General features: G+C 41.6%; 20 protein-coding genes. 6 read left to right on the forward strand and 14 right to left on the reverse strand.

Going from position 1 to position 25,031, the window contains the following annotated elements; all coding sequences use genetic code 11:
- Positions 1-34 precede the first annotated feature (34 nt).
- From ppdK to T541_RS20655, 4 genes are all read right to left on the reverse strand, one after another.
- Positions 35-2,878, reverse strand: a complete 2,844-nt coding sequence (gene ppdK / locus T541_RS0108025) for a pyruvate, phosphate dikinase (RefSeq protein ID WP_026652227.1) — start codon at positions 2,876-2,878, stop codon at positions 35-37.
- A gap of 53 nt (positions 2,879-2,931) precedes the next feature.
- Positions 2,932-3,834 (reverse strand): glycerophosphodiester phosphodiesterase family protein, encoded by a 903-nt coding sequence (locus T541_RS0108030; RefSeq protein WP_026652228.1) that lies wholly within the window; start codon positions 3,832-3,834, stop codon positions 2,932-2,934.
- A 179-nt stretch (positions 3,835-4,013) separates the two neighbouring features.
- Positions 4,014-5,333, reverse strand: coding sequence for an MFS transporter (locus T541_RS0108035; protein ID WP_026652229.1), 1,320 nt, complete (start codon positions 5,331-5,333; stop codon positions 4,014-4,016).
- Between the two features lie 48 nt (positions 5,334-5,381).
- Complete coding sequence (locus tag T541_RS20655) at positions 5,382-7,136, reverse strand: GDSL-type esterase/lipase family protein (protein WP_051538157.1); 1,755 nt, start codon at positions 7,134-7,136, stop codon at positions 5,382-5,384.
- A gap of 163 nt (positions 7,137-7,299) precedes the next feature.
- On the opposite strand from T541_RS20655, the gene T541_RS19160 reads away from it, so the two are divergent.
- Entirely contained in the window at positions 7,300-7,710 is a 411-nt protein-coding gene (locus tag T541_RS19160; protein ID WP_026652231.1) for a LysM peptidoglycan-binding domain-containing protein, read from the forward strand.
- A 354-nt stretch (positions 7,711-8,064) separates the two neighbouring features.
- On the opposite strand, the gene T541_RS0108055 is transcribed toward T541_RS19160, so the two are convergent.
- A complete protein-coding gene (locus T541_RS0108055) occupies positions 8,065-8,535 on the reverse strand; it encodes a methylglyoxal synthase (RefSeq protein ID WP_026652232.1) in 471 nt (156 codons plus the stop codon).
- A gap of 117 nt (positions 8,536-8,652) precedes the next feature.
- On the reverse strand, positions 8,653-9,681 hold the full coding sequence (locus T541_RS0108060; protein ID WP_026652233.1) for an SDR family oxidoreductase: 1,029 nt from the start codon (positions 9,679-9,681) through the stop codon (positions 8,653-8,655).
- Between the two features lie 128 nt (positions 9,682-9,809).
- Here T541_RS0108060 and T541_RS20660 point away from each other — a divergent pair, with 128 nt between their 5' ends.
- Positions 9,810-10,652 carry an AraC family transcriptional regulator gene (locus T541_RS20660; protein ID WP_081779905.1) on the forward strand — a complete coding sequence of 281 codons (843 nt, stop codon included), beginning with the start codon at positions 9,810-9,812 and terminating at the stop codon, positions 10,650-10,652.
- 75 nt (positions 10,653-10,727) lie between these two features.
- Positions 10,728-13,250, forward strand: a complete 2,523-nt coding sequence (locus T541_RS19170; RefSeq protein ID WP_051538158.1) for an ATP-binding protein — start codon at positions 10,728-10,730, stop codon at positions 13,248-13,250.
- A gap of 31 nt (positions 13,251-13,281) precedes the next feature.
- Here the strand turns inward: T541_RS19170 and T541_RS0108075 are convergent, their stop codons facing one another.
- The 3 genes from T541_RS0108075 to T541_RS0108085 form a co-directional block, all read right to left on the reverse strand.
- Positions 13,282-13,902 carry an Hpt domain-containing protein gene (locus T541_RS0108075; RefSeq protein ID WP_026652235.1) on the reverse strand — a complete coding sequence of 207 codons (621 nt, stop codon included), beginning with the start codon at positions 13,900-13,902 and terminating at the stop codon, positions 13,282-13,284.
- Entirely contained in the window at positions 13,899-14,258 is a 360-nt protein-coding gene (locus T541_RS19175) for a response regulator (RefSeq protein ID WP_051538159.1), read from the reverse strand. The genes T541_RS0108075 and T541_RS19175 overlap by 4 nt, the downstream gene beginning before the upstream one ends.
- A gap of 155 nt (positions 14,259-14,413) precedes the next feature.
- Positions 14,414-15,379 (reverse strand): hypothetical protein, encoded by a 966-nt coding sequence (locus tag T541_RS0108085; protein WP_026652236.1) that lies wholly within the window; start codon positions 15,377-15,379, stop codon positions 14,414-14,416.
- 269 nt (positions 15,380-15,648) lie between these two features.
- Between T541_RS0108085 and T541_RS0108090 the strand changes: the two genes are divergently transcribed.
- Complete coding sequence (locus T541_RS0108090; RefSeq protein WP_026652237.1) at positions 15,649-16,923, forward strand: endo-1,4-beta-xylanase; 1,275 nt, start codon at positions 15,649-15,651, stop codon at positions 16,921-16,923.
- A 2-nt stretch (positions 16,924-16,925) separates the two neighbouring features.
- On the opposite strand, the gene T541_RS0108095 is transcribed toward T541_RS0108090, so the two are convergent.
- From T541_RS0108095 to T541_RS0108105, 3 genes are read right to left on the reverse strand one after another with little or no spacing between them, the layout of a single operon-like run.
- Positions 16,926-18,281 (reverse strand): sodium-dependent transporter, encoded by a 1,356-nt coding sequence (locus T541_RS0108095; RefSeq protein ID WP_334291898.1) that lies wholly within the window; start codon positions 18,279-18,281, stop codon positions 16,926-16,928.
- A 44-nt stretch (positions 18,282-18,325) separates the two neighbouring features.
- Positions 18,326-19,021, reverse strand: a complete 696-nt coding sequence (locus T541_RS20665; RefSeq protein WP_081779908.1) for a 4'-phosphopantetheinyl transferase family protein — start codon at positions 19,019-19,021, stop codon at positions 18,326-18,328.
- Between the two features lie 25 nt (positions 19,022-19,046).
- Positions 19,047-20,273, reverse strand: a complete 1,227-nt coding sequence (locus T541_RS0108105; protein WP_026652239.1) for an EAL and HDOD domain-containing protein — start codon at positions 20,271-20,273, stop codon at positions 19,047-19,049.
- A 186-nt stretch (positions 20,274-20,459) separates the two neighbouring features.
- Between T541_RS0108105 and T541_RS0108110 the strand changes: the two genes are divergently transcribed.
- Positions 20,460-21,602, forward strand: a complete 1,143-nt coding sequence (locus T541_RS0108110; RefSeq protein ID WP_026652240.1) for a glucose-1-phosphate adenylyltransferase — start codon at positions 20,460-20,462, stop codon at positions 21,600-21,602.
- A complete protein-coding gene (gene glgD, locus T541_RS0108115) occupies positions 21,602-22,720 on the forward strand; it encodes a glucose-1-phosphate adenylyltransferase subunit GlgD (protein WP_026652241.1) in 1,119 nt (372 codons plus the stop codon). The genes T541_RS0108110 and glgD overlap by 1 nt, the downstream gene beginning before the upstream one ends.
- A 75-nt stretch (positions 22,721-22,795) precedes the next feature.
- Here glgD and T541_RS0108120 read toward each other — a convergent pair whose 3' ends face one another.
- Both T541_RS0108120 and T541_RS0108125 read right to left on the reverse strand, forming a co-directional pair.
- Positions 22,796-23,512 (reverse strand): hypothetical protein, encoded by a 717-nt coding sequence (locus T541_RS0108120; protein WP_026652242.1) that lies wholly within the window; start codon positions 23,510-23,512, stop codon positions 22,796-22,798.
- A gap of 3 nt (positions 23,513-23,515) precedes the next feature.
- On the reverse strand, positions 23,516-24,862 hold the full coding sequence (locus tag T541_RS0108125; RefSeq protein WP_026652244.1) for an esterase/lipase family protein: 1,347 nt from the start codon (positions 24,860-24,862) through the stop codon (positions 23,516-23,518).
- Positions 24,863-25,031: the final 169 nt, after the last annotated feature.

Genomic DNA, 25,031 nt, shown 5'->3' on the forward strand with positions numbered 1-25,031 from the left:
CGACTCTCTTAATATATTTAATAATGTAATCTTATTAGTTCTTCTTGCTATCGTTGTAAGCTCTCTTAGCCTCTTCGATACCAGCCTTAAGGCCAGCAAGTCCAGCCTTAGCAACCTCTGCAGAAGTCTCAGCAAGGTCCTTAGCAAGAACCTGAGCCTTCTCAGCAGCTTCCTTAAGCTTTTCCTTAGTCTCGTCGTCTACGAATGACTTCTTGCCATCGCATCCGCAATCCTTGTTTGCAGCCTTCTCAGCGATTGCAGCCTGAGCAGCAGCAAGTCTAGCTACAGGTACACGGAATGGTGAGCATGATACATAGTCAAGTCCGATCTTGTGGCAGAACTCAACTGATGAAGGATCTCCACCGTGCTCGCCGCAGATACCAACATGAAGTGAAGGATTTACTGGCTTACCAAGCTTGAGTGACATCTCCATAAGCTTACCAACACCTGTCTGGTCAAGCTTAGCAAATGGATCGTTCTCGAAGATCTTTGTGTCATAGTAAGCATTGAGGAACTTACCAGCATCATCACGAGAGAATCCGAATGTCATCTGTGTAAGGTCGTTTGTACCGAAGCAGAAGAAATCAGCTTCCTTAGCGATCTCATCAGCTGTAAGAGCAGCTCTTGGGATCTCGATCATTGTACCAACTTCATAGTCAAGCTTAGCGCCTGCAGCAGCGATCTCAGCGTCAGCTGTCTCAACAACTACCTGCTTAACGTACTTAAGCTCCTTAACCTCACATACAAGTGGGATCATGATCTCTGGCTTAACTGTCCAATCAGCGTGTGCCTTCTGAACTTCAAGAGCAGCTCTGATAACAGCCTTAGTCTGCATCTTAGCAATTTCTGGATATGTAACTGCAAGACGGCATCCTCTGTGACCCATCATAGGGTTGAACTCGTGAAGTGAGTTGATGATAGCCTTGATCTCGTCTACGCTCTTGCCCTTAGCATCAGCAAGCTTCTTGATCTCGTCCTCTGTTGTAGGAACGAACTCGTGAAGAGGTGGATCAAGGAATCTGATTGTAACTGGGCATCCCTCAAGAGCCTCATAGAGCTGCTTGAAGTCGTTCTGCTGATAAGGAAGAATCTTCTCAAGAGCAGCTTCTCTCTCTTCTACTGTATCTGAGCAGATCATCTCACGGAATGCAGCAATTCTGTCTTCCTCGAAGAACATGTGCTCTGTACGGCAAAGACCGATACCTTCTGCACCAAGCTCTCTAGCCTTCTTAGCGTCAGCAGGTGTATCAGCGTTTGTACGAACCTTGAGCTTTCTGAACTCATCAGCCCAAGCCATGATACGTCCGAACTCACCAGCGATCTTAGCGTCAACTGTTGCGATCTGACCCTCATAGATGTTACCTGTTGTACCATCGATTGAAATGAAGTCTCCCTCGTGGAATTCCTTACCAGCAAGAGTGAACTTCTTGTTCTCTTCGTCCATGTTGATGTCGCCACAACCTGATACGCAGCACTCACCCATACCACGAGCAACTACGGCAGCGTGTGATGTCATACCACCACGAACTGTAAGGATACCCTGAGCAGCCTTCATACCTGTGATATCTTCTGGAGATGTCTCAAGACGAACAAGAACAACCTTCTCGCCTCTCTCAGCCCAAGCTACAGCGTCATCAGCTGTGAATACAACCTTACCACAAGCAGCTCCTGGTGATGCACCAAGACCCTTTCCGATAGGTGTTGCAGCCTTAAGAGCAGCAGCATCGAACTGTGGGTGAAGAAGTGTATCAAGGTTACGAGGATCGATCATTGCTACAGCTTCTTCTGGAGTCTTGTGTCCCTCATCAACGAGGTCGCAAGCGATCTTAAGAGCAGCTGGAGCTGTTCTCTTACCGTTACGGCACTGAAGCATATAGAGCTTCTTGTTCTCAACAGTGAACTCCATATCCTGCATGTCATGATAGTGGTTCTCAAGAGTCTCGCAAACCTTGATGAACTCTGCGTATGCTTCTGGGAATTCCTTCTCCATCTGAGCGATTGGCATAGGTGTACGAACACCAGCAACTACGTCCTCGCCCTGAGCGTTGATAAGGAACTCACCCATAAGCTTATTCTCACCTGTTGCAGGGTCACGTGTAAATGCAACACCTGTACCAGACTCATTGTTAAGGTTACCGAATACCATAGGCATTACGTTAACAGCTGTTCCCCATGAATATGGGATATCGTTATCACGACGATATACGTTAGCACGAGGGTTATCCCATGAACGGAATACAGCCTCGATAGCGAGCTTAAGCTGCTCTACTGGATCTGAAGGGAAGTCCTTACCGAGCTGGTTCTTGTACTCAGCCTTGAACTGCTCAGCGAGTTCCTTAAGATCTGCTGCTGTAAGGTCAACGTCGAACTTAACACCCTTCTTCTCTTTCATTGCATCGATAAGCTGCTCGAAGTACTTCTTACCAACTTCCATAACAACGTCTGAGAACATCTGGATGAAACGACGATATGAATCGTAAACGAAACGCTCGAAAGCTGGATCAGGATTACCCTTGATCATAGCCTCTACTACTTCATCGTTAAGACCAAGGTTAAGGATTGTATCCATCATACCTGGCATAGATGCGCGAGCACCTGAACGAACTGATACAAGAAGAGGATTCTGGAGATCACCAAACTTCTTACCGTTGAGCTCCTCCATCTTCTTAACGCCTTCCATAGCCTGAGCCATGATCTCGTCGTTGATCTTACGTCCATCCTCGTAGTACTGTGTGCAGGCCTCTGTTGTGATTGTGAAGCCCTGTGGTACTGGAAGACCAATGCTTGTCATCTCAGCAAGGTTAGCACCCTTACCACCGAGAAGGTTACGCATTGTCATGTTACCTTCGCTAAACATATAAACCCACTTGTTTGCCATGTTTTTACCTTTCTTGTCGTTCCTCATTAACGACAACCTTTCATATTACATTTTTATTTATTATTAGCTCCATTATTTGGAACGAAGCTGTCAAAAATATATATATCGAAATGCTTCATAGCTCTGTCCAGCTCTTCCTGACTCTTAATGGTCCAGGATGCAGCTGTGTTCTTGTACAGGTTCCTACATATTGTCCTTGATAAGCACTTGTAGTATCTGTGGTTGAAAGCTATGAAATCAGGCTTAGTCAAAAAGTTAAGCAATAAATTGGTAAGTACAAAATACAAAGGGCCCTTGAATTCATCTGGCTTGTCCTTGTGGAAAGCATCAGAAAGCTGACCTCTGAAAACATCGTTGTGATGTCTTCTATACCAGATAAGTCCTAATGGATTAAAGGATTCAATACAGTAAACACCCTTATAATCTCTAAGCATGTTATCAACTATAGGACAGACTGATAAGTCCTTGTATTCTATCTTAAGCTCGATAACAAGTGGCACTTTGCCATCTACAAGCTTAAGAAAATCTTCAAATTTAGGGATTTTTTCTTCAGAATCAAGCACATGGAAGCTCATAAGCTCCTCATATGTGTAATCGATAACCTTCCCAACAACACCTAAAGATCCATCTTCATTCCTAACTGCATTGTCTGGAACATTACCCTCTGGATATCTAAGTACTCTCCCCAATGTAAAATCATGAAATATTACTGGAACACCGTCCTTGGTAAGCTGAACGTCACATTCAATTCCGTAACCAGCATCCACAGCCTTCTTAAAAGCAGCCATGGTATTCTCAGGAGCATCCGATGAATTATCATGAAGGCCCCTATGCGCATACAACACTTTAGTGAATGGTTCTCTTCTATCCTTCCCCGAAAGCCTTGGCATTATCATAAGTAGATATAATATGAAAAGAACTGCCAAAACTATGCATATTGTCTTAAGAATAAACATTAAAAATCACTTCCTAAACTGCCGAAAATATAATGCACACATTACCCGTAACGCGTCCGCTAAATATTTTACATTCGTTTCTTATATTTAGCAACATAAAAAACAAAAATTGATAAATAAAAAACAAAAAAAACGATTTCCAAAGCCGGAAACCGTTTTTCTATGGGTATTTTCAATAATCAATCATCCACATCAAAGTGCTCAAGAACATTTGCCTTCTTCTGTGGTTTAACATCACCGTGTCTAACCATAAGCATGGTTAAAAATGCCAGTGCTGAGAATATAAACGCATATGGGAACAATGTCCTATATGAAATATGCTCTAAAAGGAAGCCTGAGAAAATTGGTGTAAACACCTGAGCTGCCATGGAGAAGGTGTAATAGGTTCCTGTGTACTTACCGATATCTCCTGCTTTACTCATCTCAACTACCATAGGATAGGAATTAACATTGATAGCTGCCCAGCCAATACCTACCAGCGCAAAGAAAACATTGATAGAAACATGGAAGCCAGGATATAAACCTGTGATCACGTAACTTGCTGCCATCAGACTAATTCCAATAAGGATGGTTTTCTTTCTACCAATAATTCCAGAAATAAAAGCAATAGGAATGTAGCTAAGTGTTGCTGCGATTGTTGCTACGAGAAGACATGTGGCATAGGCTCCATCATGAAGGTCCCAGACCTCAGCAACAAATCTTGAAAAAGCTGTTGTTACTGCATTGTAGGCTGTAAACCAGAGGAACACTGATAAAAGAAGGAATATAAGACTTCTCTTAACCTCCTTAGGCATTACCTTGTGACTCTCACCATCTGCTGTTTCCTCATCCTCAAAGGTCTCTCCCAGTGACTGAAGTCCACCCTCTGCCTTAATCTCTTCCTTAACCTTATTCTCATGGATTGTCAAAAGAACTATGGCAATAGAAACAACCATGCAAAGCACGATGCTAAGCATAAGTGGAATATAGTTAGTCTTGGAAGGATCATCTGCATCCTTAAGAAGGACCTTGATCATTACAAGAACATAAATACCACCCACTGTTCCCATGAGATTGATAATGGCATTAGCCTGACTTCTGTGAGGAGCCGGAGTAAGATCTGGCATCATTGAAACTGCTGGAGATCTGTAAATACCCATGGCGAGAAGAAGCAGTAATAATACCACCAGGAAGAACACAATACTCCCGCTTGGTCTTGCAACTGTAATAAGCACTGTCAAAAGAATTACAGAAAGAATAGTTCCTACTAATATGAATGGGGTTCTTTTACCAAGCTTTGTCTCTGTCTTATCAGAGATTGCTCCAAATAAAGGCAAAAGAAAAAGTGCCAATACGTTATCAAGGGCCATTACAACGCCAGTTGCTGTCTCCTTGAGATTAAAGGTGTACTTAAGAATTCTTGGAATCTCATTGTCATAGAACTGCCAAAAGGCGCAGATTGAAAGAAAGGCAAAGCCCATCAACACAGTTCTTCCATAATTAAGCTTACTGTTTTTCATACAAACTCTCCCGAAATTATTAAAGTTTAGCAATAATGTAAAAATGCTTTAGTGAACAGGGTGCATTTCTACTATTTCTCCCCCGCCAGAATTATCCCTCCTGTCCTGATCCATATATCTTACAAGAGCGATATAGACTTCACTTCTGGTAACAGGCCTGTCTGCCAGGATATCTTTATCAAAAAGTCCCAGCTTATCAGCCCTACCAATGCTCTCCTCTATGGAGATATTTCTTTTGGCAATATCCTTTTCATGCCATCTCATAAGGAAGCTGGCAAATTCCCCAATGGTAAGGGAATCGTCAGGTCTGAACATCTCTGCTCCCCCCTGCCTTGTTATGGTCTTCTCATCAATAAGCTGTTCATTGATAAGGGCCTGCACAAAGCCAGAATCCCACTCATCCACATAAACGTCTGCAAAGCGCTTAAGATATGGCCTGACTCCTGGAATGTGAAGGGCACTGCACATAACCATCAGAACCCTGCCCCTTTCCATCTCCTCATAGGGATGAAGGTACATAACACAAGGATCCAAAAGGCCATAGCGAAAGGCCTTAACCAGCTCTTCCCTCTCCGGAATATCCTTAATATCAAGGTATGGCGGCTCTATCATAAAGACATTTTTACCAAGGCGCTGCTTTGGAACCTTCTTTTCAGAAGGCGGAATAGCCGGAACTTCTTCCTTACTCTTGCAGCCATTCATAAAATCGCATTCTGAAGCAAATGCATTTCCTATAAAAAGAGCTCCATACTCATTGGTATGGGTAATGTCCCCGGGCATGAAATAATCCCTTGCCTTATCTCCCAGTTCTATCCACTTATCAAAGGTGATCCTGTGCAGATCCACCAAAGGCACCTCTAAAACACTGCACACATTCTGGCATGCCTTGGCATAGGATGAAAGCAGTGAATAGTGTCTGTCCATCTTAAGTAAAGACGCCTCATCCTCTGTTAGACCAAGGGGTATTCTGCTAATTGGCGAGCAAATAATTGGTTCCGCGCCAAAATCCCTTGTTTCCTGGACAAACCTTTTAAGATTATCACTATAGCCCCCAAAGGCAGATAATCTGCGACGCTTCTGGTCATTATGTCCAAACTGAATAACCACTGTATCCCCAGGACTTATGAATTCCTTCAATATATCGTAGTGGCCATCAGCCCTGATGCACTCTGAGGTCATCCCGGAATGGGCAAGGTTATAGACAGCTCTTTTATCAGAAAAGCGCAGAAGGGTCTGGGCCCATCCACAGCAGCTCTCGAAAGGATAATAGGGCTCTGGTGCGTTCTGATCAGTCAGCGTGGAATCGCCAAGCACCCATATTACCGGAGCCTTTTCTTCTATAATATTTATTTCTATTCTGGGATAATTGTCAGAGCGAGAAATCCCCTTAAAAGTCCAGCTAACGAACAGGTCCTTTGCTTCATATCTGTTTGCTTCAAGGGCTGGAATATAGGGATAAACAGCCGCATAGAAGCTCCTTAACAGGCTACTTCCTGCCTTAACCTGTTCGTCAAATAAGACGATGTTCCTTCTTCCTGTAAAAAGACATAGCCCCTTAACATCAGAATTACCAGGAGTAACCTTTACATCAACCCTGTAGGTTCCGTAAGAAGGCACTTCGCACTTTAAGATATGCACGTCTCTTCCATGGTCAGCATCCTTTTCATTTTCAAAGGTCCTGACATTCCAACCACCGCACAGCAGCGCCAGATGTGCATCCGTCTTATCTTCTTCATTGAAATCAATGGGATTTACTCTGTTTTCGAAATCTTCCCCTGTAATAACAAAACTTTTATTAAACACTACTTCCCCCTTCCCCAAATCTACCTTCCACATGATAGTTTACCACAAATGCAATAAAAAAGGCTGCAATTATAGCCAAAAACATAGTAAAAATGCGCATTTTGAGATGTCCTTTTTATAACCCACATAAAAAATAGAATAGGTAGTATAAGGAGGTGTCGTTATGAACGGTAAAGTATTAAACGGACAGTTTATGAGTAGCAGTGAACTTCGTATCTATAACAATAAACTTAGGAGAATAAGAATTGTAAGAAGACAGCGAATCTGTCTTGCTTTTATTATTTTCATAGTTGTTTTTATTTCTGTTTTTCTTATAAGTTCTTTGAAGTTAAAGGCTCAGAGTGAGGATTTCACTCCTAAGTGCAAATACTATAAGGTTATATCTGTTGAGTACGGAGATACTCTCTGGGACATTGCATCTTCCAATATTGATTATGACTACTATAATTCTTTAGAATCATATCTATCAGAAATAGAGACAATTAATAAGCTTGATGAATCTGGGCTTATCAAGGCCGGTGAAAATCTCGTCATTCCCTACTACGACGTGCTGGATACAGGCTCAGCGAAGTAACCATGCTGTTTTTAGTTAGTATACATTTTCATAATAATACTTCAATCATACGTGTCCCAAAGCGCATTTTTGTTTCAAAATCATGGTGATATTTAACAATATGAAAATGGTTACATGGATTATTTTTGTATCGAATGTAGATAATTATATATTGATGTAAATATTTATATTCTTGATGGGCGTTTTGTGTTATAAGTAGTTATCAAAATTCCAAAAGAAAGAAGGACGAATTTATGGCAGCTAATGATAACGGAAACGTGTTGCTCTCCCAGTCAGAAATAGATAAGCTCATCAAACAGATGGAAGAAGAAAAAGAAAAGAATTCATAACTGAACTCTTTTCTTTTTCCATGCATTAAAGCAGTGTCTCTGCCCTGTGCTCAATATTCTGTTTGAAATTGATTATGTCGTGATCATATTCTTCGTCCATAAGTGTTGAGTGGATGAGGAAATCTGCTGTTGCCTTGTTGTTGGCAAATGGAATGTCATAAACCTGTGCAATTCTCATAAGAGCCTTTACATCAGGATCGTGTGGTGCTGCTGTAAGAGGATCTGAAAAGAAAATAACAAAATCAATCTTCCCTTCAACAATCTTAGCACCGATCTGCTGGTCACCACCAAGAGGGCCTGAATTATAGCCTCTAACCGGAAGATCTGTTGCATCAGTTATCATGCGGGCCGTTGTGCCTGTTCCACATAAAAAGTGTCTCTTAAGAACCTCTGCATTATCCTTACACCACTTTATAAGCTCAGCCTTTTTACCATCGTGGGCAATAAGGGCTATATTTTTTTGTTTCTTAATTGTAAGTGTGATTGTTTCTGACATAGACTACTCCTCCAACTTATATTCTAGAAATACATTACCCTATAATAACACAAAATCAGGGTGACATTACTGCCACCCTGAAAAAAAGGTCTATATCATTTTCTGACAATTCTCATATTATATTATTTTTTTTGCTTCCTCTTGGGCTTCTATTACTCTATCGCAGAAATCATCAAACTCGGGGTCCTCTTTCTGACACTCAGGATGAGATTCGATGTAATCAAGGGCAATTCTTACTCCCTGATCAAATCGCACTGTAGTAGCCATGTCGGGAACAACCCTTTTGAGCTTGGAATTGTCAAAGACAACGGACACCGCCTTATCCCCAACCAGGCCACCTCTAAAGTCATAACCATACTTTTCTCCTACATCGCTTAAGAAATCCGAAGAAACATGATAAGCCTTAAGCTCCACTCCAAGAGCATCGGCAATTGTGCTGTATATCTGATCCCAGGTAAGGGTCTCATCGCCAGTGATCTGGAAAGCCTCACCAATAGCGTGTCTGTTACCCATAAGTCCTGTGTAGCCAATGGCAAAATCCTTGTTAAAGGTCAAGGTCCAAAGTGAGGATCCATCTCCATGGATAATAACAGGCTTTCCTTCCTTCATGCGCTTAACCACCTGATATGAGCCATTATTACCATGAACTCCAAGAGGAATGTTTCTCTCATCATAGGTATGGCTTGGTCTTACGATGGTAACAGGGAATCCTTCATTTCTATACTTCTCCATAAGGAAGTCCTCACAGGCAATCTTATTTCTTGAATACTCCCAGTATGGATTAGCCAGTGTTGTGCCCTCTGTTATCACATAGCTTGCCGCTGGCTTATTGTATGCTGATGCTGAACTTATATAGATATACTGCTTGGTTTTATCCTTAAAGAGTCTGTAATCTCTTTGTACCTGATCAACTGTAAAGCCGATAAACTCGCAGACGCTGTCAAAGGTCAAATCCCCAAGCTTTTCCAAAACAGCCTTTTCATCGTTAATATCGCAGATTATCTGGTGAATCTCCTTAGGAAGCACGTCTCCTCTGTTTCCCCTGTTAAGAACATAAACCTCCCAATCAAGCTCGTTAACCAGTCTCTTAACTATTGCTGTACTGATTGTGCCGGTTCCACCTATAAAAAGAGCTCTTTTCTTCATTCTAGTCCCCTTTCGCTATATAGTTTTACTCCTGTAAAAATACCCACTACTTTTAATATATATCTGCCCACAATCAAATGGAATAGGATACTTGTTGAGTTTTGCCCAATTTTTGTTATCATTAATTTATGAGTTCAAATTATCAGGAAAATGTTCAATTCAATGCACCCTCTGCAATCAATATTGCCTATAATGAAATCCTTGATTTTCCCGCTCACTGGCACAATGCTTTGGAATTCACTATAGCTCTTAAATCCGGGTGTAAATATCGTGTAAACGGCGTCCTCTATGAGCTTTCAAAGGGGGATGTCCTTTTGGTGTGGCCTCAGCAGATCCACGAAACCGTGAGTGCTCCATTAAAGGGCTCTGTTTTTGTACAGTTCCCATCAACAATTATTGAGAACAATCTTGATCTTCTTTCTATAACCAGGTTTATGTATGGCTATCACCACATTTCCGTCAAGAAGGAAAAAGAGCTGGCTAATTTCATCTCAGATAAGATTCATGAGCTTACAGATATTTATGAATCCAGCTATCCTCTTTCAGAAACCAAGTGTAAGGTGTGTATCTACGACATTTTGCTTAAGATTGGTGATAAGGTCATTAAAGAAAAAAGAGAGGAATTAAATAGTAAGTCAAACAAGGGATCTATTTTTAAATATGTACACGCCGCCTGCAATTATATTGTAGAGAATTCTACTGATGACCTTACTCAGGCCGGTGTTGCTTCTCAGATAGGACTTAGCACCTACTATTTTTCCAAGATCTTTAAGTCCTATATGAACATGTCCTTTCCGCAGTATCTGGCCAATATCAGAGTAAGAAACGCCATCAGACTTTTATCCGATGAGAATCTGTCCATCACAGAATGTGCTTTCACCTCCGGGTTCCAGTCAACCACTGCATTTAACAAGGCCTTTCACGATATCACCGGGTATTCGCCCAGAGAATATCGCAAGTTGTACAGATAATACATCTTTTTGTGCAATAAAAACGTTAACTCGTTGTGATACAATCAGCATATAAAACATTTTGGGGCGGGGATTATGTTTAACTTCTTTAGAGAAATACAACTTGATCTAATGCTGGTGCTGGCAGGAAGCTGCGGTGTTCTGGTTATACTGGCTCTTTTCACCAAGACCATAACCAGAAGGCGTAAGCATGCTATGGTTTTTCTTGAGCTTGGGGCTATGTTCCTGCTGCTCTTCGACAGACTAGCATATATGTACCGTGGCGACACAAGTATTACCGGCTATCACATGGTTCGCATCAGTAACTTCATGGTATATTTCCTTTCTCTATTTATCATTCACTCTTTTACCATTTATCTTATGGATCTTATCATTACCTGCAACGGTGTTCACAAGATACCTCCAACTCTGGTGGCCTGCGAGATTCTGTTCACCCTTGGCGAGATAATGATAATCATAAATGCCTTCACCAACATCTACTATCACTTTGATGAATTCAACAGATATACCAGAAATTCTGGTATTATCATTTCTTATATTTTCCCGATAGCTGTTGGACTTTTGCAGATCTACAACATAATCCATTACAAGAAAAAGCTGGGACAGTCAACATTTATGTTAATGCTTCTGTTTAGCATTTTGCCTATGCTGGCTACCTTTGCCCAATTCTACGCTTACGGCCTGTCCCTTTCCAACATAACTCTGGTTGGCATGTGCGTTCTTCTCTACGTCTTTGAGATTATTAACATGAACAAACTGGAAGCCGCCAAGGCCGCTGCAGAAAAGGCAAGTAACGCCAAGTCAAGGTTCCTTGCCAACATGTCCCATGAGATCAGAACTCCTATCAACACCATCATGGGCATGAATGAAATGATCCTTAGAGAGAATCCTGAAGGGGTTCCAAAGCCCTACTTCTTGTCAGTTATCAACTATGCCATGGATATCAGGTTTGCTTCAGAATCTCTTTTATCCATAATCAATGACATCCTTGATATCTCCAAGATTGAGTCCGGTAAGATGCACCTGGTGGAGCAGGAATATGACCTAAGTGAACTCCTGCAGGGCCTTGTGACCATGATTCGAATCCGCAGTAATGAAAAAGATCTGTATTTTAACCTTGATATTGATGAGAACATTCCTCAAAGACTTTACGGCGATGTGGGTAAGATCAAACAGATCGTACTTAATCTTCTTACCAACGCTGTGAAATATACTGAGGAAGGCGGTTTTACTCTCACTGTCAAAGCCGGTTCCATTACAGATGATACCTGCAGCCTGTACTTCTCTGTAAAGGATACGGGAATCGGCGTCAAAGAGGAAGATATCGAAAAGCTCTTTACTGCCTTTGAAAGAGTTGATGAACAAAGAAACAGTTCCATTCAGGGTACTGGTCTTGGCCTTAGTATTTCAAACCAGTTCGCAGCTCTTCTTGGTGGAAGCCTTACCTGCCACAGCGTTTACGGAGAAGGCTCTGACTTCATATTTACAGTTGATCAAAAGATTGTGGACAGCACTCCAATCGGTGAATTCACAGAAAGACGTGACAATCTGATGCTGGTGGGCTTTGCTCCTAGATTTACCGCTCCGGAAGCCAGCGTCCTTGTTGTTGATGATAACACCATGAACCTTTCAGTTATCGCAGGCTTCCTTAGAACCTCCAAGGTTAAGGTATCTCTCGTCACTTCAGGTACTGAGTGCCTTGAGATACTTTCTGAGAACCACTTTGATCTTATCCTTCTTGATCACATGATGCCAGTTATGGACGGAATCGAGACCCTTAAAAAGATTCGTGAAACAGGCAATACCGTTCCGGTTGTGGCACTTACTGCCAACTATATTCCAAATGGAGAAGCCTATTACGGAAAGAGAGGCTTTGATGGCTACATCCCAAAGCCTGTTGATTCCAAGGTTCTTGATGATGTTCTTCTCAATCTCCTTCCTAAGGAGCTTATCAACGAGGAGTTCAATCCTGCCTTTGGCCCTCACATGGAGGAGTTCCCTAAGGATCTTGCATGGATCGAGGAAATTGAGGAACTGGATATAGACGAAGGCATCAAGAACAACGGATCAATTGAGATATTCATCACTTCTCTCCACCTGTTCCTTGATACCATCGATGACAACGCCAAGGTTATCATAGATGCCTATGACAGCGGCGATATTAACCTGTACACCATTAAGGTTCATTCCCTTAAGAGCTCAGCCAAGATAATCGGTGCCACAAAGCTCTCTCAAATGGCACAGGCCCTTGAAAACGCCGGCAAGAAGAACGACACCGAATTCATCAAGGCCAACCATACTAGATTTATCAGTCACTACTATTCCTTCAAGGATACGCTCTCAAGACTAAGTGGAACCCTGTCTCCCATTGAAGAATTCATGGCAAAAGAGCTATCGGAAAATGAGGTAAAAGACGCTGTTAGCCAGCTTAAAGAAATATCCAAACAGCTTGACTACGACGAAGCCCTTATAGTTATGGACAAGTTAAAGAGTGGAAATCTTGATGACAAAACAAAGACCTTAGTTGATGACCTTGAAAAGGCCCTTAAGAAATTTGACTGGGATAAGGTGGACGAAATCCTGGATAAATACTCGTAAACAAAAACCTATACACATAATAAAAGGAGGCTTAATTGCCTCCTTTTAATATTCTCTCCATGTTGTCCCAATCGTAATTCTCCAGATAATTAGATAGTTCTTTTACCTTGTCTGCCTCGTCAGAATCCAGGTCCATCATTGAAAGCTCTGACAGAATATCCTCTGCCACATCTGCATCAAGGCTTGTCACAGCTGTTAAAAGAGCTGCATAGGCCTTCTGGACCTCTGTCTTGGGGCGCTTATCTACTGCAAAGCCTCCCATAGGGGGTCTAAATACCTTATCAAGAAATGTGAGTTTATCCTTGTAGCTAAGGTAAAATTCAAGGAGCTCCCCGGTGTTGGCATCGATGAATTCCCTGTCACCTCTTCTACCTGCCTCTTCAAGAGCAAGGGCCTTACTTGAAAGCTCCGTAGCACCAAGCATTCTGGCAGTACTTTTAAGGGCATGAACCTTGATGGTATAAAACTCCAGACTGTCTGCTGTGCGGGCAAGGTCTATTTCTCTAGCCTTGATCTCAATATTCCTGTAAAAGGTGGTGGCAAACTTAAGCAAAGATGCATCATCTCCGCAGAAAGTAAGGCCATCCGAAATATTAATTCCCTCTACACTCTTAAGTTGTCTAAGCGCCTGTGCATCGCCTGGTCTCATCATTTGAGAAATCCCTTAACTACACTTAGTAGTTCTTCTCTTCCATTAGTTTTGAAAACATAGCCCTCCGGATTGATTGAAAGAACGCTGGTAATACTCTCTGCATCCTCTCTGCCCGTAAGAAAGATAACAGGAACCTTGGACAGTTCTTCGTTCTGTCTTATCCTGTCGTAAACCTCAGGACCATTTAGATCTGGCATTTCATAATCAAGAAGAATAAGATCCGGTTTGTTGGCAGAAAGCCAGCTAAGAGCCCTTTGCCCAGAGTTGGCCACAAATACTTTGTACTTATCCTTAAGCCACTCTCTAACAATTCCAAGATAATTAGAATCATCATCCACTATAAGAATATTCTTCAAGCTATACTTTCCCCCTTTGATCGTTATATCAAACAAAAGAAATATACCTGTGTGAAATACCACTATTTCTATAAACATTGTATCATCAAGGATTAAAAAAGGCTAGAGAGCAAAAGCTCTCCAGCCTTTTAATATATATGCTTATCGCCAAAGCATTAATATTCTATGAATGTAAGAGAATCAATGATTGCAACAAGCTCATCAGAAACGGCTATATCAAGCTCGTCATTACCACTGTTGTGTCCGATAACTTCAAAGGTAAGAGAACCACCCATATAGTCTCTACTCATAGATGTCATGTAAAGACCAGAACCATTTGCAGCTGGTGGACATACTGCCCAGTAACCTGTCTCTTCCTCTGCTCCAGGGAATGGTCCCTCTGAAGACTGTGTAGCCTCACCCCACTCACTTAAGCATTCATCTCTTACTTCTTTACCGTTCTTGTTAACATCATAGGTAACAATGATCATGTTAGTTCCAGCGCTCTCGCCCAAGTATACAAAAGAAACCATGTTGTCCTGCTTGTTGACTTCAAAGAGCTTAGGATTGTACTTTACGCTCCAGCCATTGGCATCTTCATACACATAATCGCCATCGCTTATATAATTGATAGCTCTAAATTCTGCTGGATCTGCATCTGCTACAGGCTCAAATACCATTTCTCTATCTTCAACCCCCTCAAAGTATCCGTAGACAAAACCATTCTCTGAACCAGTAACAACAAATACCTCAGGCTCTTCTGTTGAGCTTCCAAAGTAGAACAGCACCTTGCCCTCTTCCTGGGTGCAGTCAAATGGAAGACCCATGTCACTTACTCCGTCATCTGTGTGTCCGTAGGTATCCTCACTAAATACGTAGAAGTATGTCTTAGAAGGTTCCTCAGCCTCTTTAACATAATTCACATATACACCCTTTTGGAAGTAAAGAGCTTCAGACTCCTTAGTTACTCCAAGGACCTCAGGTGTGTCATCTGCTACCATCTCTGCCACTTCCTCTACAGAAGCAATTTCAGCGGCACCCTCAGCCTCTGAAGATTTACTACCGCAGCCAACAAGCACTGTAGCAGCCATCATTAGTGCCATTCCAAGTACAGCAAACTTTCTGAATAACTGTCTTTTCATAAAAAATCTCCCTCTCATAAAAGATTTCCCTCATTTACATTTATCATTCTAAAATGCCTTGTCCAACACATGTCCAACACGGATTAAAGAAAAAAGAAATATGTCATAATAAGCAATAAAATGATCAAATTCCACAAAATTTGATAAGCGCATTTTGTATCCATCCCATATAGTATCTGTATATCAGTTCCATGGGCACGGAGCCATATGTATACATATGGCATCGCGACCAGGAACTAATTACAAAAACACCCTGGGGAGGATACAAAATGAAAGTACGAAAAATAGTAGTGGTACTGGCTGCCGTCACGTTACTTTGTGGCTGTACAAATACTGCTAACACCTCAGCAACTTCTGCCAGTACGGGCGAATCATCCGCAGAAGCAGCTGTAAGCTCAAGTAGCGAAGAAGTAACTGAGGCTGCAGACGCAGCAAGCACAGAAGTAACTGCTTCCTATGACCTTGAAAGTGAAGAAGCCCTTAAGGATCTTTGCAGCGACTACTTTACATTGGGCGTAGGAATAAACGGAAGCACCTTGGAAAACCAGTGTCTTAATATTCCACAGTACATGGAATATGCTAATAAGCACTTCAACAGCGTAACCATGACTAACCTCATGAAGAGCTGCTACATTCTTGATCAGATGGGTTCAATAGAAAGTCTTAACAGCGGCGATGGAAGCCCAGCACTGTCCTTCTACTCCATTGACCCAACCCTTGAATGGTGCAAGGAAAATGGCATGAAGATGCGTGGCCACACCCTGGTATGGCACACACAGGCACCTAACTGGTTCTTTAGAGAAGGCTATACAGATGATGGTGAATACGTTGATAAAGAGACAATGCTCTTTAGAATGGAAAGCTATATCAAACAGCTGATGACCCATGTTCAGGAAAACTACCCTGGAGTTATCTACTGCTGGGACGTGGTTAACGAAGCTGTTGACCCAGACAGTCCTGCAGATGGCAGCTCTTTTATGTGCAGAACAAAATGCGGACAGGATCCTAATCCATGGTATGACACCATCGGTGAGGATTATGTAGAAATGGCATTTACCTACGCCAGAAAATATGCAGACAGTGATGTTAAGCTCTTTTATAATGACTACAACACCTTCCAGGCTCCTAAGACAGAAGCCATTTATACACTTTGCAGTTCCCTTAAGGAAAAGGGTCTCATCGATGGAATTGGAATGCAGGGATATTGGGGGATCGACTATCCTACTCTTGAGACAATAGAAGGTGCCATCAACAGATTTGCAGAGCTTGGTCTTGAGATTCAGATAACAGAGCTTTCAATTGGTGTGGAAAGTGAAACAGATGCACAGTTTGAGAAACAGGCAACAGCCTACGGAAATGTATTTGATATGCTTATAAGACTTGATACAGCTTCAGGTGGACCTGCTAATATCACTAACGTAACTGTATTTGGTCTGGTAGATCATTACCGCGATGGGGATACAACAAATACCCGAATCTTTGATAAAGACTACCAGCCAAAACCAGCTTATTACAAGATAAAAGAAGCTATGCAATCACATTGATATTATGCATTAACTATTGAGCTTACAAGAATAATAACAATGAAGATTGGACAAACATATTTGATCATAAAGCCAAATATCTTTTTTCTTCTGAAGGGGTGACCTCCGTAGGTCACCTCTTTTTCTACCTCATCAATTCCCATATGGAATGACACAAGACCGCAGATAAACAGCGCTGCGATTGGCATCATAATAGAATTAGTAAGGAAGTCAAAGAAATCCAAAAACTGCTTACCAATAATAGTCACGTTTGCAAGTGGACCATATCCAAGGGATGAAAGGCTTCCAAGGATGATCATGATGATTCCCATCAGGATTGTTCCCTTGTTTCTTGAAAGCTTAAGTTCATCATTAAAGGTTGATACAGCACTTTCAAGAAGAGCTATAGCACTTGTAAGAGCTGCAAAAAGTACAAGTACGAAGAAAAGGATTCCAATGATCCTGCCAAAGCCCATGCTGGCAAAAATCTTAGGCATAGTGTTAAACATAAGTCCAGGACCTGCATTTAATGATTCTGGCTCACCACCGGAAAATGCAAATACTGCAGGGATGATCATAAGGCTGGCAAGAATAGCAATTGCTGTATCAAAGAACTCTACCTGTCTTGTAGAATCCTCGATGCTTACTTCCTTCTTAACGTAAGAGCCAAAGGTAATAAGAATACCCATAGCAATGGAAAGGGAATAGAACATCTGACCCATAGCAGAAACAACTGCCATCCATGAGAAGTTCTTAAAGTTAGGAACAAAGCAGTATTTAACGCCAAGCATTGCTCCTGGTCTTGAAATTGAATAAATACAGATAAGTACAGCAAGAACCACGAGAATTGGCATCATGACTCTTGATACTCTCTCAATGCCGTTCTTAACACCCATGAAAATAACGGTAAGAACTAAAATAGCAAACACAATAAACCAAAGCTCTGACTGAGCTCCGTCTGTGATGAAATTTCCAAAATAATCATCAGCTGCTATAGCATTAACATCTTCACTGAAATAAGCAAAAAGATATTTGCATACCCATCCGCCGATAACTGAATAATATGGAACGATCAAAATAGGGATAATTGCATTGATCCAGCCCCCTAAGCGTACTAATTTGCTATCAGAAAGAGCTGCAAATGCGCCTACAGGACTCTTATGAGTTGCTCTACCAATGGATGTCTCTGCAATGATCATGGTGTATCCAAAGGTTACAGCAAGAATGATATACACAAGAAGGAAAACTCCTCCGCCATAGCTGGCACAAAGATATGGGAACCTCCAAATATTACCAAGGCCTACACTGGCACCTGCTGCGGCCAAAACGAAGCCAAGTTTTCCTGAAAATGAACCTCTCTTATTCTTATCCAAAACAATACCACCTTAAACTTTTTCTACTCCCCAAAACACATATCAGATACTCAAAGTGTGACCCACTTTAGGTCTGCCCCAAAGTCTTCGTATTCAGAGCACACGCTGATCTGATAATCATCAAATTCATAGTTTTTTATATGTATACCTTTATTTTCTATTTCCTTATAAAAAACATGAATTTTAGTTTTTTGACAAGCCTTATTAATATAACTATTTTCGCCATCAGTATCAAGGCAAATATTTAAAGGGTCCATAGAAAGTCCAATGCCGTAATACTTCATCACAGCCTCTTTAACGGTCCAAAGGTAGGTGGCTACGAGGTTTCTATCAAATCCAAGAGAAATTGTATTCTCTAATAATTCTTTTTCTCTGGGTAAAAAAACTCTTTTTATAAGGTTGTCCTTGAAGGTCCTGACCTTCTCCACATCAACTCCCACTTCATGATCAGAAAATGCAGCCACAGCCACGTCTCCGCCATGGGAAAGGTTAAAGGAAAAATCCAAATTTAAAGGTGCAGGCTTCCCGTTATCATTCGCGATAATCTTGGCGTTGCCTGCACCTAATTCTTTAAGTCCTTCCTTAAGTACAATGCCAGCTCCCAGGGATAATCTCCTATTCTTATCTGCTTTGATGGAAAGCACCTTGTTCTTCCTGACTTCATCCATCTGCTCCAAATAAGCACTGTATGTGTCCCCATCAAGGAGAGCTGTTGTATCTAAGGCGTATAGTAAATTCTTATTCATAAAAGGTATTATAGCATTTATTTAATTATGTGGCAGGAATAAGGTCTCTGTACCACTTAAGGGCTGAAAGATATGCCTCGTAAACCTTATCCATGTCAATATTCTTAAGGACAAGAACTCTTGAAACCTCTGTCCAGTCCGCATCCTCATAGCGTTTAATAAAATCAAGAACAGGAGCAAAATCGCCCTTTCCTTCAAGAAGAGCCTGCTTCACATTATTAGAAACCTGTACCATTCCAAGGGCCTGTTCCATGGTCTTATCAAGCATAACATCGATAGCTGAAAAAAGACCCATGATGAAAAGCTCTGGAGCCATCATGCCAAGCTCAAAGCATTCTGCCAGATTCTCAGCAAACTTAGCTCTTATCATGACAAGTCTTGTGATCTCACTAGGCTTATCAGAGCAAAGCTCCTTGGTTACCGCTGTGTTGATCCATCTCTTAAGCTCTTTTTGTCCCAGCATAGCTGCCGCATGTCTTATGGATGTGATATCAGAATTAAGGGACATTCTATTAACCATTTCCAAAAGGGAAATAACAAGAGCAGGGTCCTTACCGATAACGTCAGCTGCATCTGTAAGATCAAAGTCTGGAGCATTAACAACATTTAAAAGCTCGATATAATTGGCCTTTAATGGGTTAACCTCTGTCTCAGATTCCACAACAGGCATTCTAAAGAATCCGCCCTCGTAGAAGTCGTATCCGCCGTCCTTACGAAGTTCATCGTACTCTTCCTGGGTATTAACATTTACAGCAACGAGCTTAATGTTTGGATAAACGTTACTAAAGTAGATCTTAGCTTTTGTAATATCAATCTTGGCGTGATTAAGAAGAATATAATCGCACTTATTAAGAATCTCTCTATAGGGTTCAAAGCTAAGGATAGGGAGTTTTCGCATTGCCAGCTTATAGCCCTGTTCCTTGAGTTCTCTTACTCTTTTAACATAGTTCTCTTCAGGAGTAATGGAATTATCCATCAAAAGAACTACCTTATTAGCAGGCACTGTACACTGCAGTGAAATTTCCGCGAAAATGGAGAACTGGTTGATAGGAACAAATACTTCCTTTCCACCAGACAATGTCTGAACGCCCATGCTGCTTACAACCTCAAGCTCATGAACTGTTCCTGCTCCGTCGAACCTTGCGCCTCCTTCATAATTGGGATTAACAAAGTGATTTTCCTTTCTTGCAAATACCGAATATGCACAAACGGACATGTTATCATCAAACAAAGGAATCAACGTTGCTAACATAGATAGTCTCCTTTCTCATAGGTAGACATACTACCACTTAATTATATTGTAACAAAAAGATACTGTTAAACAAATAATATTTTTATAAAATTCCGTTTGCTATCTCTTATTTTTCTTATGCCTACTGTGTGGTATGATATATATAGGGAACAAATTCACTAAATTCGCTATATAGGGGGATATAATATGGCTCAAAACGAGATGCTAGCCATGATCCTGGCCGGTGGTCGCGGAAGCAGGCTTAGGGATCTGACAACAAAGGTTGCGAAGCCCGCTGTATTTTATGGCGGCAAGTACCGAATCATTGATTTCCCACTTAGTAACTGTGCAAATAGCGGTATCGATACTGTAGGTGTTCTTACCCAGTACGAATCAGTTCTTTTGAATAGCTATGTTGCCCAGGACGGTCGTTGGGGTCTGGACTCCAAGGACAGTGGTGTCTACGTACTTACTCCAAGAGAAAAGGCAGACGAGGGGCTTGATGTGTACAGAGGTACAGCAGATGCCATTTCTCAGAATATTGATTTCATTGACGCGTACAATCCGGAGTACCTTCTTATTCTTTCCGGAGATCACATTTACAAAATGAATTATGCTAAGATGCTCTCCTATCACAAGGAGATGGGTGCTGATGCAACCATCGCTGTTCGTGGTGTCCCAATGAAGGAGGCAAGCCGCTTTGGTATCATGAATACTGATGGCAAGGGCAAGATCGTTGAATTCGAGGAAAAGCCTGCTAAGCCAAAGAGTAACTTAGCTTCAATGGGTATCTACATCTTTAGCTGGAAGCTTCTAAGAAAGATGCTTGTGGACGACATGAAGAAGGCTGACTCTGACCATGACTTTGGAAAAGACATTATTCCTAAGATGCTGTCTGAGGGCAGAAGCCTTTATGCCTACGAATTCTCGGGCTACTGGAAAGATGTTGGAACCATTGATTCTCTCTGGGAAGCCAACATGGATCTTCTTGATAACAAGAATGAGCTTAACCTTAACGACTCTTCCTGGCTTATCTACACTGAAGATGTATCCACTCTTCCTCAGTACATAGGTAAGGATGCCAAGGTAAAAAGAGCTTACATTACCCAGGGTGTTCGCGTAGAAGGAACAGTTACTAATTCAGTTCTTTTCACAGGAGCTGTTGTTGAAAAGGGCGCCAGAGTTACAGATTCCGTTCTGATGCCGGGCGTTGTGGTTGAAGAGGGAGCTTCTGTTACAAGGGCTCTGGTGGCAGAGAATGTCCACATTGGTAAAAAATCTAAAGTAGGCCGCAAGGATAGCGAAGAAATCCTGCTGGTTGCAAAAAATGTGAAAGGAGGTACAAAGTAATGGCAGTTAAAGCTTTTGGTATCGTATCCTCCGCAGATAATGGAACTCATGTTGAGGGTCTTCACGATTACAGACCTATCGGTTCCTTCTCATTCCTTGGAAGATTCCGTGTTATTGACTTTCCAATTTCTAACATGAGTAACTCTGACATTAACAGAATTCAGGTGTATTTAAGAAGCCGTCCTCGTTCAATCGCTGAGCACATTGGATCAGGAAGACATTACAATATCAACTCAAAGCGTGGTAAGATTCAGCTTCTGTTCTCCCACGATACAGATACCCGTTCACTCTACAATACCGATATCTGTACTTATATGGAGAATCTGGACATCATTGAGCGTATGCATCAGGACTATGTCATCATTGCGCCAAGCTATATGGTGTACAAGCAGGATTATCGCCAGCTCCTTGATAGTCACGTTGCTTCCGGAGCAGATGTAACTCTTTTGTATCACAAGGTTGATAACGCCAAGGAGTACTTCCAGAGCTGCTACTCTCTTAACATGAATAAGCAAAAGGGAGTATCCAGTCTTGAGAAGAACCTGGGAACAGCCAAGGAAAAGAACATCTTCATGGACACCTACTGCATGAGCAAGGAGGTGTTCATAAGCCTTATAAATGATGCAAGAAAGCTCTCTTCTGTTTATACTCTTAAGGACATCATCAACATTAAGTGTAAGGACCTGGATATCAGAGCTTATCAGCACAAGGGCTACTTTGCTTCACTGACAAGTCTTAAGGATTATTATCACGCATCCTTAGAGCTTCTTGATTACAATCTTGCCAGTGACTTATTCCAGACTGACTGGCCAATTTATACAAGGACCACCGACTCCTGCCCTACCAAGTATCTGGAGAGTTCAAAGGTCACAGGATCCTTTGTATCTAACGGTTGTATCATAGAGGGTTCTATTGATAATTCTGTAATTGGTCGTAGCGTTGAGATCAAGAAGGGTGCCACCATTAAGAACTCCATCATTATGGCCTATGCCGTAATTGAAGAGGGCGTCCACATTGAAAACGCCATCGTGGATAAATGGGCACATGTGATACATGTTAAAGACATCCGTGGTGATGCAGACCATCCGCAGTACATCAAGAGACGAGATACGTTGTAAATCTAATACACTCAATAGTTGCAATAAAAATCGCCATCCTCTGGAAATTCCATTGGATGGCGTTTTCTTTTGTCATTAGTTATATAGGCCCCTTTGGACCATTTCTTTAATCTGCATGTACTTTTTGTTATAGGCTGAATCAGCTACAACGCAGGCAATTCCAAGTCCCAGCGGAACTATCATTAGCATTAAAAGCAGAAACGACATGGCCCCCGCTCCCATAGCAAGCATCGGAATCATTCCTAAAAGAGGTAAAACAGACAGGCTAAAACCTACAACCTTTAGTGTTTTCCTTCCGTTATCACCGCTCCATACTCCAGTACAGTCAAAGAATCCATTTTTGTAAAACATATTCTGACCAAAGAAGTATTCATCAACTATCACATTCATAGTATTAGCATTACTTGCACAGACAGTAAGATATGTACCTGGCAAATAACTGATACTTCCATTAGGCTTCATCCTGCCAACTCTATGTGGCACATCGCAAAATACAGCCTTAAATTTTCTGTAGTAGTTGCTAAGTATAGCATCTCCAAGTCCTATAACATTAGGATTCTGAACCATAACTGATGCGGTTCTGAACAGGTTATAATCATCAAGTCTTATAAGCACTCTGTGGGTAGGACTTACGCTTGAATAATCAAATCTTGTATCACTCTGAACTCTGTTAAAGTTTAACTGAACCACCAGAATATTCTGGCCATGAAAGCTGCAGATAAAAGGATAATTGGTGCTAAGCTCATTTGCAGCCTTTTCTAAAATACTTCTTCTAACATAATTAAAATCCACTACTTAATACCCCATATTCTTAAGATCACTGACAAGCTGAACATAGAATTCTCTAACATCAAAACCGTCAATATTCTCTCTGTTTAGATCGATCATGTCGCCGTGGGAAATACCACGAGGACCTGTTGGCGAAAGCATATTAAATCTCTGGCCCCAAGGGAAGGACTTCTCTCCCACAAGACCGTCATTTCTGCCATCAAAGTACTTAACAAGATGGTATGAGAAGTTAAGTGGGAACTTACCACCAGATGGTCTGCTCATGTAGGTTCCGATACTCTGGTAAAAGACCTTACTTGAATCAGGAGTTATATTATTAAATCTCTCACAGTTTTCGTGAGTAAGATCTGTAACTGCCTCAATAAAGTTTGGATCAGGATCACCTAGTCTTGAAAGTGTGGCATTATAGGCAGCAGCCACCTTATCCTTAACACCCTGGCCTATCTTACTAAGAAGGTAATCTGCAAATTCACAGCCTCTGTGAGGAGTGTTGATGGTAGTAAGTGAAGCCACCATGTCTTCAACGCCGTATCTTGCAATTGCAGCGCGGCTATCAAGACCTCCCTTTGAATGGGCTATGATGTTGACCTTCTGACATCCAGTCTCTGCAACGATCTGCTTGATTCTCTCAGCCAGCTCTGCTCCGCATCTTTCTACAGAGGCAGCAGACTGCTGATTGCCAAAGTAGACTGTGGCACCGTTCTGAATAAGCTCATCAGAAATTCTGCCCCAGTAGTTAAGAAAGGATGGCTTAAAATCTCTAAAGAACACACCGTGAACCATAAGAAGAGGATATCTGGTGTGGCAGATCTGCATCATTCTGCGCTGCTCATTAAGAAGGATCTTATTATTCTCAAAATAAGCTTCCTTCTCAGCATTCTTGATCATTCCTGGAAGAACAATGAAGTTAACAGGGAATATCCATCCCCAGAAGTAAGAAGCTGTCTTACTAACAATGCCCACCTGAGATGAGCAGGTAATAAGCCTGATAACACCGTTCCAGTAAGTAACCATTGATGTAAGGAAGATAACAATAGTTGAAATCCCCCAGGTAGCAACGCCATCATGGTAACTTCCAATTACATGTAAAAAGAAAAACACTATCCAGATCACTGTAGCTATCAGCGTAGAAATAAGATTGATTCTAAGAAGCTCCGCTCCATTAATACAGCCCTTAAGCTTGGAGGTGCGCATCTTGCCAGCCTCTATGGAAGGAATCACATTGATAACTCCAAAAAGACAATAGAAAATAATATACAAAAGCCAGTTAAATTCACCTCTTGGAATCAACATAGAAATAGTGGACGCAATTGCTGCCACCACTATACAGAAAACCCTATATACTCTCTTCATACTTAAGTCCCCTAATTCCTCAACAAATTGGAAATATTACAAATATTTCCTACTAAGAATCCATAATACATCTCTCCCTAAATAAATGCAAACCCCTAGGAAGTACCGTGCCTCCCCCTCCATTAGCAGTCATAAGCTCTCCGCTTCCCACCCGGACCTTTCACTTGTA

The sequence above is a fragment of the Butyrivibrio proteoclasticus P6B7 genome, from assembly GCF_000622085.1.
GTDB lineage: Bacteria > Bacillota > Clostridia > Lachnospirales > Lachnospiraceae > Butyrivibrio > Butyrivibrio proteoclasticus_A.